Below are 14,086 nucleotides of genomic sequence, written 5' to 3'. Positions count from 1 at the left end.
TAATTGAGGAATAAAATATGAAGGGAGAACAGGTTAAAAGCGGACGCAAATAATGAAAAAAGCAAAGACAGGGCAAGCCCTGTCTTTGCACAGCATCACGTAAGTGAAACTGGATTAGAACTGGTAAACCACACCAACAGCAACGCGATCGTTAGTTGACAAACCGTAAGCGTTGTTTGCGCTCAGCAGGTTGATATCATACTCGGTATACGTCGAGAAGTTTTTGTTAAATGAATAAGTCAAACCCAAGCTAACGTATTTGCTGATGTAATCACTAGTCTTCGTTGCAGAAGTGTCGTTATCTGCTTTAGCCGATACGTAACCGATTGATGGTTTCAGACCGAAATCAAATGCATACTGGGCAACAGCTTCAAACACTTTGGTTTTGTCTAATGCTGCTTTCTGAGTAGCAGCAGATGGCACTATAACGCCGCTGCTGTTGATGGAATAAGTAGTGCCAGTATTGTAGGTGCTTTTATTTGTATAGCTCAGGTTATGGTATTCACCATAGGTTGCAGCTACGTAGATGCTGTTCGCATCATATTTCAGGCCTGTAGCCCATACTTCGGCAGATTTACCACGACCATCAACAACCTGAGTCTGAGTGCGGTTGGCTTCAGCGTATGAAGCGATGGCACTAACACCAATCGGAGTGGTGTAGGAAGCAGAAGTTGCCCAACCAGCACCAGTCTGTTTTGCAACGTTAGTAGAATCAGTGTGTGCTGATTGATAGCTCAAGCCAAAGTTCAGGCCTTTAACCAAACCAAAGAAGTCTTTATTACGGTAGTTGGCAACACCGGAATTACGACCAGTCAGACCGTCAGTATAACCAGAATCGCCACCCCATTCCGGCAGTACGTCGGTGTAAGAGATACCGTCGTAAGACACGTTTTTGTTACGGCCGTAATCCAGAGAGCCGAAGTTGGCAAATTTCAGACCGGCATAAGCATAACGGGTTTTGCTGCTGGCAACATTACCTGTGCTTTCTTCAGTTTTCGCTGCGTTAAACTGGTATTCAAAACGGCCATAACCGGTCAAATCGCTGTTGATTTTGGTTTCACCCAGGAAACCCAGACGGGCATAGGTCTGGTCGCCAGAGTTGTTAGAATCTTTAGAGAAATAGTGCAGGCCGTCGATTTTACCGTTCAGGTCCAGCTTGTTGCCGTCTTTGTTGTAAACTTCGGCGGCATTGGCTGCACCAGCAGCCAGCAGAGCCGGGATAACCACTGCAAGAATATTGCGCTTCATCATTATAAATACCCTCATTGTATTGTTTTGCCCCGGTCGCATTAAAACAGATAACTCTTAACGGAACTTCTTTTATGCGCCGGTGTCTTGTGTGTCCAAGGGCAGTGTTCCATTCATACTGATGTTTATCCATCGCACAAATGATTCCATTGTCGAGTATATGAAACACTATGTTTTTATGTGTTTCTAAATATTAATTTAGAGGTGTGTCACATTCGAAAAATATGAAGTTCTATAAGCAAATACCGTGTTTAGGAAAAAATCGCTTAATATCCATTTTTAATCATATGGTTATAAGTTTTTCTTGTAATAAAAAATACGTATAACCGACATGGGAAATTCATCTTAAGCGCGCTTTTTGGTCATGAACGGTGGGTAAATTGTTCAAGCACGTTTTTTTGACGGTTTATGAGCCACGCAGTTTTGAGGGGAGTATGAGTATCCGGGGGATAATAGGCTGTGGTGTTATCCCATCACGGTGAAAAGGCTGGCGGTGCGACATAAAAAACGCCAGCCGGTGTTACCGACTGGCGCTTGATTTTTACGCGGCCTAAATGGGCGGGTAAACAGTATCAGAACTGATAAACCACGCCAACGGCAACGCGGTCATTGGTATTCAAACCGTATTGGTTGCTGTCTTTCAGCAGGTTGATATCGTACTCAGTATAAGTCGAGAAGTTTTTGTTAAATGCGTAGGTCAGACCCAAGCTAACATACTTGGTGATGTAATCATCTTTCCGAGTAGCAGAAGTGTTATCTTCCGCTTTGGCAGATACATAACCGATAGAGGGAGACAGACCGAAATCGAAATTATATTGAGCGACTGCTTCAAACACCTTGGTCTTGTCAAAAGCAGCTCTCTGAGTAACTTCCGCCGTTGATGTTGTCCCATCACTATTCAATACACCAGTTCTACCCGTTGTAACGGTATGACTATCAACGTAGCTTAGATTATGGAATTCACCGTAAGTAGTAGCTACATAAATGTTGTTTGCGTCATATTTCAGGCCAGTCGCCCATGCTTCGGCTTTCTTCCCTGCTCCATCTAACTGCTGGGCTTGGGTACGATTCGCCTCGGTATAGGAAGCTATTACACCTACGCCAACTGGTGACGTATATGATGCCGATGTAGCAAAACCTGCACCTGTTTGTCTAGATACATTAGAAGAGTCTTTGTGCTCTGATTGGTAGCCCAAGGCAAAATCCAGACCATCTACCAGACCAAAGAAGTTTTTATTGCGGTAAGTAGCAACACCCGCGTTACGACCAGTCAGGTTATCTGTATAGCTCTGATCGCCACCGAACTCCGGCAAAACGTCGGTATAAGAAATACCGTCGTAACCTACTGCGCGGTTACGGCCGTAATCCAGAGAACCGAAATCACCAAATTTCAGGCCGGCATAAGCGTAACGGGTTTTACTTTTGCTGGCATTGCTGTCTTCAGCATTTTGAGCGTTGAAGTTGTATTCAAAACGGCCGTAACCGGTCAGATCGCTGTTGATTTTGGTTTCACCCAGGAAACCCAAACGAGCGTAGGTTTGATCGCCAGAATTGTCAGAATCCTTGGAGAAGTAGTGCAAACCAACAACTTTACCATTCAGGTCCAGCTTGTTGCCGTCCTTGTTGTACACTTCGGCAGCGTTAGCTGCGCCTGCCGCCAGCAGAGCCGGGATTACCACTGCAAGAATATTGCGCTTCATCATCATTACCCTCATTGGTTTTCTTCAGACATCTTTCCCACTGTTTAAAAAACCTTACGGAACTTTCTATGTGGTTCAGATGTCATCCTGTGTCTGCACGCAGTTTTCCATTCACTCGTTCGTTAATCTACCGTTAAAATGATACCAAGTTCGAAAACGAGTAAATTTTAGAAAAAATTGATTTCAAAATGTAAATTTCTGGGAACTTTCTGAATGTGCTTTGGTATAGCAAAAAGGGCTCCCATAAGGAACCCTTCTTTTTTTCACAGCTATTTGTTTTTCTTATCTTCTTCTGACGTTAGAAGCTGGCATTACGCGGAGTGCGCGGGAAAGGAATCACATCGCGCACATTTTGCACGCCGGTAACGTAAGCGATCAACCGCTCGAAACCCAAACCGAACCCAGCGTGTGGGACTGTGCCGTAACGGCGCAGATCACGGTACCACCAGTAATCTTCTTTATTCAGGCCCATTTCTTCCAGGCGGGCATCCAACTGTTGCAGACGCTCTTCGCGTTGCGAGCCCCCGATGATTTCACCGATTCCCGGGGCCAAGACATCCATGGCGGCAACAGTTTTACCATCGCTGTTCATTCGCATATAGAACGCTTTGATGTCTTTCGGGTAATTTTTCACTACCACTGGCGCTTTGAAATGTTTCTCCGCCAGATACCGTTCATGTTCTGAAGAGAGGTCGATACCCCAGGAGACTGGGTTTTCAAAAGATTGCCCTGAATTTTGCAGAATGGTGATGGCATCGGTGTAATCGACCTGGGCGAAGTCCGAATGGATAAAACGCTCCAGACGCTCAACCGCGTCTTTGTCGACACGCTCGGCAAAGAACGCCATGTCATCTGCCCGCTCTTCAAGCACGGCTTTGAACACAAATTTCAACATGTTTTCTGCCAGCGCGGCGATATCGTCCAGCGACGCGAAAGCAACTTCCGGCTCGATCATCCAAAACTCTGCCAGGTGACGGCTGGTATTGGAGTTTTCCGCCCGGAACGTCGGGCCAAAGGTATAGATATTGGACAGCGCGCAGGCGTAGGTTTCGCCGTTGAGCTGGCCAGATACCGTCAGAAATGCTTCTTTACCGAAAAAGTCTTCGCCGAAGTCCACTTTACCATTTTCAGTACGGGGCAAATTCTCCAAATCCAACGTGGATACACGGAACATCTCTCCAGCGCCTTCGGTATCTGACGCGGTAATCAGCGGAGTGGATACCCAATAGAAACCATTCTGATGGAAGAAACGGTGAATCGCCTGTGCCAGCGTGTGGCGTACACGCGCTACGGCGCCAATCAGGTTGGTGCGAGGGCGCAGGTGGGCCACTTCGCGCAGATATTCGATACTGTGGCGCTTCGCGGCCATTGGATATGTATCGGGGTCGTCAACCCAACCGACGACGGCGACATGGGTGGCCTGTAACTCAAAACTTTGGCCTTCTCCCGGGGATTCGACCACGTTGCCGGTGACTTCCACTGAGCAGCCGGTCGTCAGGCGGAGAATCTCACTCTGATAATTATCCTGATGATTATTGACGACAGCCTGTAGCGGATTAAAGCAGGAACCGTCGTAGACGGCGATGAAAGAAATACCGGCTTTAGAGTCTCTCCGGGTACGCACCCAGCCGCGCACGGTGACTTCGCTGTCAACGGCAACACGGCCTTGCAGTACGTCGACTACAGGCACAACGCTCATAACATTCTCTCTGTTGGCAAATTAGGTTGATAAGTATCCGTGCCCCAGAAACGGGCGTTTCGATATGTTACTTGTCGTCCGGCAGGACACAAGCAGAAATAGCAGGAAGGCACCAAGTTTTGCGTGATTGGCGATGTATCGGCTTAAAGATTACCCAATCCCTGCAGCGTTGGCGTCTATCGCAATCCGGCGCTAAATAATGGCGTCTATTATGAGGCGGCGATCCGATAGGCATTACGCCGGGTGTGATAATGCGGATGTTCGGAAGAATATATAGAAGAAGGAAACTGCGTCCGAGGTCTTCTCTATATAGAAGAAGGCGTATAGCGATGAAGGAAACTTTGTCTGAGGTCTTCTCGATATGAGAAGAGATCCGTCTCATCCAAAGTCGCCTTCTACTATAGAAGAAGAGATTCTGCGTGTGTTCGTAAGGAAGTCAGGAAGCCTTTCTGATTTTGGGCAGATCGAACGCCTTGCGCAATGCGCTGACAAACGCCTGATCCTGACAAATCGTTTTTCCCGGGCTATCGGACAGCTTGGCAACCGGACGGCCGTTGCACTCAACCAATTTGATAACGATATTCAGCGGCTTGATACCGGGAATATCGCATGTCAGCCGAGTACCAATGCCAAACGTGACATTAACGCGCTGCCCGAAGTGACGATAAAGATCCAACGCCTTTTCCAGATTGAGGCTGTCGGAAAACACCAGCGTCTTGGTCATGGGATCAATGTCCAATGACTCATAATGGGCGATGGCTTTTTCGCCCCATTCGACCGGGTCGCCGGAGTCATGACGCAGCCCCTGATAATGGCGAGCGAAATATTGGTCAAAATCACGCAGAAATGCATCCATAGTGATGCAGTCGGTCAAGGCAATGCCGAGCTGGTTCGGGTATTCCCGTAGCCAGACTTCGAGCGCCGCGCGTTGGCTGTTGGCCAGTATCGGGCTGATCTGCTGGTGGGCCTGGAACCATTCGTGAGCCTGCGTACCGACTGGCGTCAACTGTAGACGACGCGCCAGATCGTAGTTACTGGTGCCGATTAGATAGGGAAATTCATCTTTGAGCGTGTTGACGATGTGCTGTTGCACGTCGCGGGAAAAACGCCGGCGAGTACCGAAATCCATCAAACGGAAATGCTGCAGATCCACATTTTCGCTGTGCTGACGGAACCGCTGTAGGTTGCTGTGCAATTGGTTGATTGCTGCCTGGAGATGATCGCCGGGAGAGCGTACCCGGTGGACAACTTCGCTGATCACGGCCAGCAACGGCACTTCCCAGAGAATGACTTCACGCCAGGGGCCGGTGATGCGGACATCCAATTTGCCGTGGCGGTTGACGATACGAACCTGACGCGGATCGAAGCGGAATGACCGCAACCAGTCAAGATAATCCGATTTGAAAAACGGCAGTGATGATAAGTAGGCAAGTTCGTCCTGGCTGAGTGTCAGCTGGCTCATGGCCTCGACTTGTGTGCGGATTTCATCCGCATAACTCCCTAACAGCGCATCGTCACGGCAACGGAATTCAGCGGCGACGTCAACATCATAATAATGGTGGAAGACCGCCTGTTGCATATGAAGTTTGTAGGCATCCGTATCCAGCAGTGACGTCAATATCGGGGAAGAGTGTGAAGTCATAATGCGTTACCGCATCCTTGTTTAATACTGTTTACTGACATGACAACCCGCGCAATGATGCGGACTATCTGTTTACTGGCGCTTATCACATCATATCGGGGCGGTGAAGGCGAGATTCAATCGTGCGATTGTGACAAAAAAGTATCTTTTTTTGCCGCTCTTTTAACATTACTCATTGAATAACAATGTTTTTTATACTAAACACGCAAATGAGATAAATTCTCAGAAATGGCATGCTGAACGGTGGCGGGGGGAAAGTTTGCAATCCGCCATACTCTTCCCTTTAATAGACGTAACAGGCTGTCATATAACGGAACTGTGCAATAAACAGGCGATTAATGACGTAAAAGCGTACTCTCTGTCTGGAAGGGGAGACTTCCGGGTTGATGTCGATGTTGTTTACCTCAGTTGACGATAAGCGCGAGGAAGAACAGGTCGTCTGGTCGGCGCGCGTTTTGCATCGGTTTCACGCCGATTAAACGTAATCATGTTGTTAATGCCTGGTCAAATAAGGCGCGCCTGTCAATATTATTTCATGCCATAAAGGTAACGAATGATGAGTCAACAGCCACAAATAAAATATCGGCACGATTATCGTGCACCGGATTACACCATCACGGATATTGCACTGGCGTTTGATCTGCACCCGGAGAAAACCCGTGTGGTGGCTACCAGCCGGGTCGTGTTGCAAGGGGAAAAAGGGGCGGCGTTGAAGCTCAATGGTGAAGGGCTGACGCTTACCGGGGTCAGTGTCGATGGTACATCCTGGGCTGACTATCACGTGCAGGAAGACGGGCTGGAATTAAATAACCTGCCGGAAAAATTCACGCTGCGGATTGAAACGGAAATCAGCCCAGCCGCCAACAGCGCGCTGGAAGGGCTGTATCAGTCAGGTGATGCTCTGTGTACCCAGTGTGAGGCGGAAGGCTTTCGGCACATCACCTATTATCTGGATCGCCCGGATGTGTTGGCACGCTTTACCACCCGCATCTCTGCGGATAAAGCACGTTACCCGTATCTGCTTTCCAACGGCAATCGCGTGGCGCACGGTGAGCTGGACGACGGCCGCCACTGGGTGGAATGGCAGGATCCGTTCCCGAAGCCTTGCTACCTGTTTGCGCTGGTGGCCGGCGATTTTGATGTGCTACGCGATAGTTTCACCACCCGCTCCGGTCGCGATGTGGCGCTGGAACTGTATGTCGATCGCGGCAATCTTGATCGTGCCGATTGGGCGATGACCTCCCTGAAGAGCGCCATGAAGTGGGACGAGCAGCGCTTCGGCCTGGAGTATGACCTCGACATCTATATGATCGTCGCGGTGGATTTCTTCAATATGGGCGCGATGGAGAACAAAGGGCTCAACATCTTTAACTCCAAATACGTGCTGGCCAAGGCGGAAACCGCGACCGACAAGGATTATCTGGGTATTGAAGCGGTGATTGGTCATGAGTATTTCCACAACTGGACCGGCAACCGCGTGACCTGCCGCGACTGGTTCCAGCTCAGCCTGAAAGAAGGGCTGACGGTGTTTCGCGATCAGGAATTCAGTTCCGATTTGGGCTCCCGTCCCGCCAATCGCATCGATAACGTGCGCGTCATGCGTGGTGCGCAGTTTGCCGAAGACGCCAGCCCGATGTCCCACCCGATCCGTCCGGATCAGGTTATCGAAATGAACAACTTCTACACCCTGACCGTGTATGAAAAAGGGTCGGAAGTGATTCGGATGATGCATACCCTGTTAGGCGAAGAGAATTTTCAGGCCGGGATGCGCCTCTACTTTGATCGCCATGACGGCAGCGCCGCGACCTGCGACGACTTCGTGCAAGCGATGGAGGATGCGTCCAATATCGACCTGTCGCAGTTCCGCCGTTGGTACAGCCAGTCCGGGACGCCGGTGGTTAGCGTGCGCGATGAATACGATGCCGTCACCCAGCAGTATCGCCTGCATGTCAGCCAGACGACGCCGGTCGGCGCCGATAAGCAGGCCAAATTGCCGCTGCACATCCCGCTGGATATCGAACTGTATGATACGAACGGGCAGATAATCCCGCTGCGTCAGAAAGGACAAAGACTGGCTTCGGTACTGAACGTGACTGAAGCCGAGCAAACGTTCGTGTTTGATGACGTTCCCTGTCAGCCGGTGCCGTCGCTACTGCGTGAATTCTCCGCGCCGGTAAAACTCAATTATGCCTGGAGTGATACGCAACTGGCGTTCCTGATGCGTCATGCCAGCAATGATTTCTCCCGCTGGGACGCGGCGCAAAGCCTGCTGGCGAACTATATTCGCCTGAATGTGGCGCGCCATCAGCAAAAACAACCGTTATCGTTACCGATGCATGTGGTAGACGCATTCCGCGGTGTATTGCTGGATGACGGTCTGGACCCGATGCTGGCCGCACAGATTTTGTCGCTGCCGAGCGAAAATGAAATGGCGGAGCTGTTCGATACCATCGACCCGGAAGCGATTGCCGCAGTACGCCATGCGTTGACACAAACGCTGGCGCAGGAAATGGCGGACGAATTGCTGGCGGTATACCGTGCCAATAAACTGCCTTCCTACCGTGTTGATCAACAGGACATGGGTAAACGCGCCCTGCGCAACCTGTGCTTACACTATTTGGCGTTTGCCGATCGCACTCAGGCCGATACGCTTATCGCCGCGCAGTTTACCGGAGCCGATAACATGACCGATTCGCTGGCGGCGCTGGCGGCGGCGGTTGCCGCGCAGTTGCCTTGCCGTGAAACATTGATGGCGGCGTTTGACGAGCGCTGGCATCAGGACGGCCTGGTGATGGACAAATGGTTGACATTGCAGGCCACCAGCCCGGCGCCGGATGTGTTAGCCAAGGTTCGCGAGCTGCTGAATCACCGCGCGTTCAGCCTGAACAACCCTAATCGCCTGCGCTCGCTGGTCGGTTCGTTTTGTGCGGGCAACCCATCGGCGTTCCACGCCACAGATGGCAGCGGCTACCAGTTCCTGACCGAGATGCTCAGCGATTTGAACACCCGCAACCCGCAGGTCGCGGCGCGGTTAATTGAACCGTTGATTCGCCTCAAACGTTACGATGCGGCCCGTCAGGCGCTGATGCGTCAGGCGCTGGAAACCCTCAAAGGGCTGGACAACCTCTCCGGCGACCTGTTTGAAAAGATAACTAAAGCGCTGGCCGCGTAAGGTTCAAACATCAGGAGCGGTTTCTTTATCCGCTCTCTCAACGCCGGGAAATATCCCGGCTTTTTTAATTCCATCACATCGCCGTCATCCAGTTACACTCTAAAAAATAAGGTGCGGAGATGAGATATACCGCACCTTATCTTTATCACCGTTTTTCTTTATCAGCGTTCGTCTTCACCAGCCAACACGTTGAGGTTCACTGCTGCTGATGTCTGCTATCGTGTTACTGGCGACAGGCGTTAGTATCCGCTCCAGCACTTGCGCTTCCAGTTCCGCCAGCCGGGCGGAGCCGCGGCGGCGCGGGCGCGGTAGGTCAATCGCTATATCCAGTCCGATTTGGCCTTGTTCGATCAGAATCACCCGGTCGGCCAGCGCGACGGCTTCGCTGACGTCGTGAGTGACCAGTAAAACGGTAAATCCCTGTTGTAGCCACAGCGATTCAATCAACCCCTGCATCTCGATGCGGGTCAGTGCGTCCAGCGCGCCCAGCGGCTCATCCAGCAATAACAGGCCGGGGCGATGGATCAGCGCGCGTGCCAGCGCCACCCGTTGCTTTTGCCCACCGGACAGCGCGGCGGGCCAGTCGTTAGCGTGCGAGGACAAACCGACGGCGTCTAATGCCTGATGTGCGGCGGGGCGCCAGTCGCCGCGCAATCCCAGACCAACGTTGTCGATCACCCGTTTCCACGGCAGCAAACGGGCATCCTGAAACATCAGCCGGATATCGTCACGCGCCTGATGCAACGGTGCGCGGCCCGCCAGCAACGCTCCGTGGCTGGCTTGCTCCAGCCCGGCGAGTAACCGCAGCAGGGTACTTTTTCCGCAGCCGCTGCGCCCGACCACGGCGATAAACTGACCGGCCGGGACACGCAACTGGATATTTTTCAGAACAGTGCGATGGGCATAACGCTTGGTGACGTTATCGATGAGCAGTGGCGTACCGGCATTAAGGCGCGCCGGCGTGGAGATGCGGGGTGTTGCCGTACTGAATGTCATGCGTGTTCCTCCGGTGTTTGCCAACTGGGATGCCAACGTAACCAAAGTCGTTCCAGCGCCAGCGCGATAACGTCCGCCAGCTTGCCCAGTAGGGCATAAAGAATGATCGCCACCACCACCACATCGGTTTGCAGAAACTCGCGGGCGTTCATTGCCAGATAACCGATACCGGCGTTGGCGGAGATGGTTTCCGCCACAATTAATGTCAGCCACATTAGGCCGAGCGAAAAACGCACGCCGACCATGATCGAAGGCAACGCGCCGGGCAGCAGCACCTCGCGAAACAGCCGGAAGCCAGACAAACCATAGCTGCGCGCCATTTCCAGCAGGCCGCTATCGATATGGCGGATGCCGTGATAAGTGTTGAGGTAGATGGGAAATAACGTGCCGAGCGCCACCAGAAAAATCTTGGCGCTTTCGTCAATGCCGAACCACAAGATCACCAACGGGATCAACGCCAGATGCGGCACATTGCGCAGCATCTGGATTGAGGTATCCAGCAGCCGTTCGCCGGTACGGGATAAGCCGGTGATAAAACCGAGTGCCAGCCCCAGCGCGCCGCCGATGGCAAACCCGGTCAACGCCCGCCAGGTGCTGATGTTGAGGTGCTGCCACAGTTCGCCGCTGCGGGTGAGTCGCCAGAAGGTTTCGGCAATCGCTGCCGGCGAAGGCAGGATCCGGGTGGAAAGCCAGCCGGCGCGGGACGCCAGTTGCCAGCCTGCGACCAACAATAGCGGCAGCAACCAAGGCGTCAGGCGTGCGGTGACGAGTATCATTGTCTTGCGCATGTGGCCGACCTTAGCTTTGAGCGGCTTTCAGCAACGGGACAAACTCATTACCGACGATTTCACCCGCAGCATCCAGCGACTGAGGTTGCGGTATCTCAGGGATCGCGACATCCAGGTGTGGGAACAGCAGTTCGGCCACATGGTAGGCTTCTTCCAGATGGGGGTACCCAGACAGTACAAAGGTATCGATGCCCAGAGCGGCGTATTCCTCAATGCGCTGCGCCACCGTTTGCGGATCGCCGACCAACGCCGTACCGGCGCCGCCACGCACCAGACCGATACCGGCCCACAGGTTGGGGCTGATTTCCAGCTTGTCGCGGCGGCCACCGTGCAGCGCTACCATACGTTGCTGGCCGACCGAGTCAAACCGCTTCAGTGAGGCTTGCGCTTGGGCGATAGTTTCATCATCAAGCTTGGAGATCAGCCGGTTAGCGGCTTGCCAGGCTTCTTCATTGGTTTCACGTACAATCACGTGCAGGCGAATACCGAAACGCACGCTACGCCCTTGTGCGGTGGCTTTGGCTCGCACGCGATCCAACTTTTCTTTCACCTGTGCCGGTGGCTCTCCCCAGGTGAGGTAGAGATCTACCTGTTCGGCGGCCAGATCCAGCGCGGCGTCGGACGACCCGCCAAAATAGAGCGGCGGATGCGGTTGTTGCACCGGCGGATAGTGCAATCTGGCACCTTTGACCTGAATATGCTTACCGTCGTAGTCGACGCTTTCCCCTGCCAACACTCGCCGCCAGATGCGAGTGAACTCGGCAGACGCTTCGTAACGCGCCGCGTGATCGAGGAATAACCCTTCGGCGGCCAGCTCGTCGGGATCACCGCCAGTGACCAGATTGAACAGTGCGCGGCCGTTGGAAAGCCGGTCCAGCGTCGCGGCCTGACGGGCGGCCAGCGTCGGCGAAATAATGCCGGGGCGCAGTGCGACCAGAAAACGTAAACGTTGAGTGACTGGGATCAGCGAGGCCGCCACCAGCCAGGAGTCCTCGCAAGAGCGCCCGGTGGGGATCAACACGCCGCCGAAGCCTAGCCGGTCGGCCGCCTGAGCAATTTGCTGTAAGTAGCCGTAATCAACCGAGCGGGCGCGCTCTCCTTTACCAAAATAGTGACCGTCGCCATGGGTAGGCAGAAACCAGAACATATTCAGACTCATCGTCTTTGTCTCCGTGAAATGAGCCGGTGGGTTATTGCGCTGTCGGGGCGCGCCAGATACGGCTGGCGATATCCAGCCGGGTGGGGATCAGGTGATTGTCATAGAACAGATCGGCGGTTCGCTGCTGTGCCTGCAAGGTGCGTTCATCCACCGGCCTGATGAGGGTAATGGGGCGATGGTCGAAATAGCTGCCGATCACCGACTCGGGCAACCCCATCGCATTAGCCAGCAGTGTAATGCTCTGTTGACGTTGGCTGATGGTTAATGCGTCGGCCTGCGTCAGGGTATGAAGAAATTGCTGCAAAAACGGGCCATACGTCTCGGCATAGCGACGCGAGGCCAGATAAAACGAACCGGTCAGATTCAGGTCGGTGCCGTCGGCCAGCACCCGCACGCCACCTTGCAGCAGCGCGGCGGAATAGTACGGATCCCAGATCGCCCAGGCATCGACATTCCCCTGCTGGAAGGCGGCGCGCGCATCGGCCGGGGTCAGGTAGGCCGGCTGAATATCGGCGAATGTCAGCCCCGCTTTCTGCAAATTACGCAGCAGTAGGTTGTGGGAACTGGATCCTTTCTGGAACGCCACTTTGCGGCCTTTCAGGTCAGCGACGGTTTTGACTGGGCTCTCGCTCTTGACCAGAATCACTTCGGCTTTAGGTTTCGGCGGTTCTACGCCGATGTAAACCAAATCGGCCCCGGCGGCCTGTGCAAACAACGGCGGAATATCGCCGGTACTGCCGACATCGATGCTGCCGATGTTGAGCGCTTCCAGCATTTGCGGGCCGGCCGGAAATTCGATCCAGCTGATTTGGGTATGCGGGTACTGTTTTTCCAGCAACTGGTGGGTCTTGGCCAGTACCAGGCTGACAGAACCTTTCTGGTATCCGATGCGCAATTGTGCCGGCGCATCGGTGGATTGTGTCGCCGACGTGAAGCCCGGTAAGCCAATGATCAGCAGCGCGAGAAGCGTGGCCTTGAACGATGCAAACATAGTGTTTCCTTCATGGTTGAACGGGGATCATGCACTCCGGCGCAGTGGTTCCGGTTGACGCCGAATCAGCGCCTGCAGAAAGTGGTGCAGCGATTCCTTCAGGCGCGTTTCCAGCGCCGCGGTGAAAACCGGCGTACGGTCGTCGTGGGCGATCTGGCTGTCATCCGCGAATACGCCTTGCAGAATGTTCTGTGCTTTTAGCGCGTTGAGTACCGGTTTCAGGCTGTAGTCCACCGCCAGCAGATGGGCGACGGAGCCGCCGGTGGACAGCGGCAGCACCACTTTATGTTCCAGCGCTCTTTCCGGCAGTATGTCCAGCACCGCTTTCAAGCCGCCGGGAAAGGAGGCTTTGTAGATGGGGGTAGCGATAATCAGGCCGTCGACGCTGGCGAGTTGCTCGGTGAAAGTGATCAGCGCTGGGCTGTCGAAACGCGCCGCCAGCAGATCTTCCGGGGGAAAGTTATGCAAATGCCAAGGCAGAACATCGACGCCCTGAGATTCCAGCCACTTGCCGGCATGATGCAGTAAGGCGCTGGAGCGGGAAGGATAACGGGGACTGCCAGCCAACGTTATAACGCGCATATTGACTCCTTATAACCAAACGTTTTTAGATGCGGTGGATTAATAACATGACGTGTAGTCTGGCAGCGGAGAGAAGGTCCAGAAAATAATTTATTGTGGAATAGAAAGC

10 protein-coding genes are annotated in these 14,086 nt (G+C 53.1%); 1 reads left to right on the top strand and 9 read right to left on the bottom strand.

The features are described 5' to 3' along the window. Positions 1 to 114: 114 nt before the first annotated feature. The 4 genes from HEP82_RS13920 to pncB all read right to left on the bottom strand — a co-directional run bounded on the left by HEP82_RS13920 (position 115) and on the right by pncB (position 6,289). Positions 115 to 1,251 carry a porin gene (locus HEP82_RS13920; RefSeq protein WP_269150429.1) on the bottom strand — a complete coding sequence of 379 codons (1,137 nt, stop codon included), beginning with the start codon at positions 1,249 to 1,251 and terminating at the stop codon, positions 115 to 117. 569 nt (positions 1,252 to 1,820) lie between these two features. Beyond that, positions 1,821 to 2,951 carry a porin gene (locus tag HEP82_RS13915; protein WP_269150430.1) on the bottom strand — a complete coding sequence of 377 codons (1,131 nt, stop codon included), beginning with the start codon at positions 2,949 to 2,951 and terminating at the stop codon, positions 1,821 to 1,823. A 295-nt stretch (positions 2,952 to 3,246) separates the two neighbouring features. Further along, entirely contained in the window at positions 3,247 to 4,647 is a 1,401-nt protein-coding gene (asnS, locus tag HEP82_RS13910) for an asparagine--tRNA ligase (RefSeq protein WP_192458629.1), read from the bottom strand. 436 nt (positions 4,648 to 5,083) lie between these two features. Further along, positions 5,084 to 6,289 carry a nicotinate phosphoribosyltransferase gene (pncB, locus tag HEP82_RS13905; RefSeq protein ID WP_192458628.1) on the bottom strand — a complete coding sequence of 402 codons (1,206 nt, stop codon included), beginning with the start codon at positions 6,287 to 6,289 and terminating at the stop codon, positions 5,084 to 5,086. 556 nt (positions 6,290 to 6,845) lie between these two features. Between pncB and pepN the strand changes: the two genes are divergently transcribed. Continuing rightward, positions 6,846 to 9,461, top strand: coding sequence for an aminopeptidase N (pepN, locus tag HEP82_RS13900; RefSeq protein WP_192458689.1), 2,616 nt, complete (start codon positions 6,846 to 6,848; stop codon positions 9,459 to 9,461). 174 nt (positions 9,462 to 9,635) lie between these two features. On the opposite strand, the gene ssuB is transcribed toward pepN, so the two are convergent. The 5 genes from ssuB to ssuE are packed head-to-tail and all read right to left on the bottom strand — an operon-like array spanning position 9,636 to position 13,977. Then, entirely contained in the window at positions 9,636 to 10,430 is a 795-nt protein-coding gene (ssuB, locus tag HEP82_RS13895; protein WP_192458688.1) for an aliphatic sulfonates ABC transporter ATP-binding protein, read from the bottom strand. A gap of 23 nt (positions 10,431 to 10,453) precedes the next feature. Continuing rightward, complete coding sequence (gene ssuC / locus HEP82_RS13890) at positions 10,454 to 11,245, bottom strand: aliphatic sulfonate ABC transporter permease SsuC (protein ID WP_192458627.1); 792 nt, start codon at positions 11,243 to 11,245, stop codon at positions 10,454 to 10,456. Between the two features lie 10 nt (positions 11,246 to 11,255). Continuing rightward, entirely contained in the window at positions 11,256 to 12,404 is a 1,149-nt protein-coding gene (gene ssuD, locus HEP82_RS13885; RefSeq protein WP_192458626.1) for an FMNH2-dependent alkanesulfonate monooxygenase, read from the bottom strand. A gap of 31 nt (positions 12,405 to 12,435) precedes the next feature. After that, positions 12,436 to 13,395 carry a sulfonate ABC transporter substrate-binding protein gene (locus HEP82_RS13880; RefSeq protein WP_192458625.1) on the bottom strand — a complete coding sequence of 320 codons (960 nt, stop codon included), beginning with the start codon at positions 13,393 to 13,395 and terminating at the stop codon, positions 12,436 to 12,438. A 27-nt stretch (positions 13,396 to 13,422) separates the two neighbouring features. Continuing rightward, positions 13,423 to 13,977 (bottom strand): NADPH-dependent FMN reductase, encoded by a 555-nt coding sequence (gene ssuE / locus HEP82_RS13875; RefSeq protein WP_192458624.1) that lies wholly within the window; start codon positions 13,975 to 13,977, stop codon positions 13,423 to 13,425. Positions 13,978 to 14,086 lie beyond the last annotated feature (109 nt).

It is taken from the genome of Musicola keenii (assembly GCF_014855505.1).
GTDB lineage: Bacteria > Pseudomonadota > Gammaproteobacteria > Enterobacterales > Enterobacteriaceae > Musicola > Musicola paradisiaca.
This window is presented reverse-complemented; position numbering and strand designations above follow the sequence as displayed.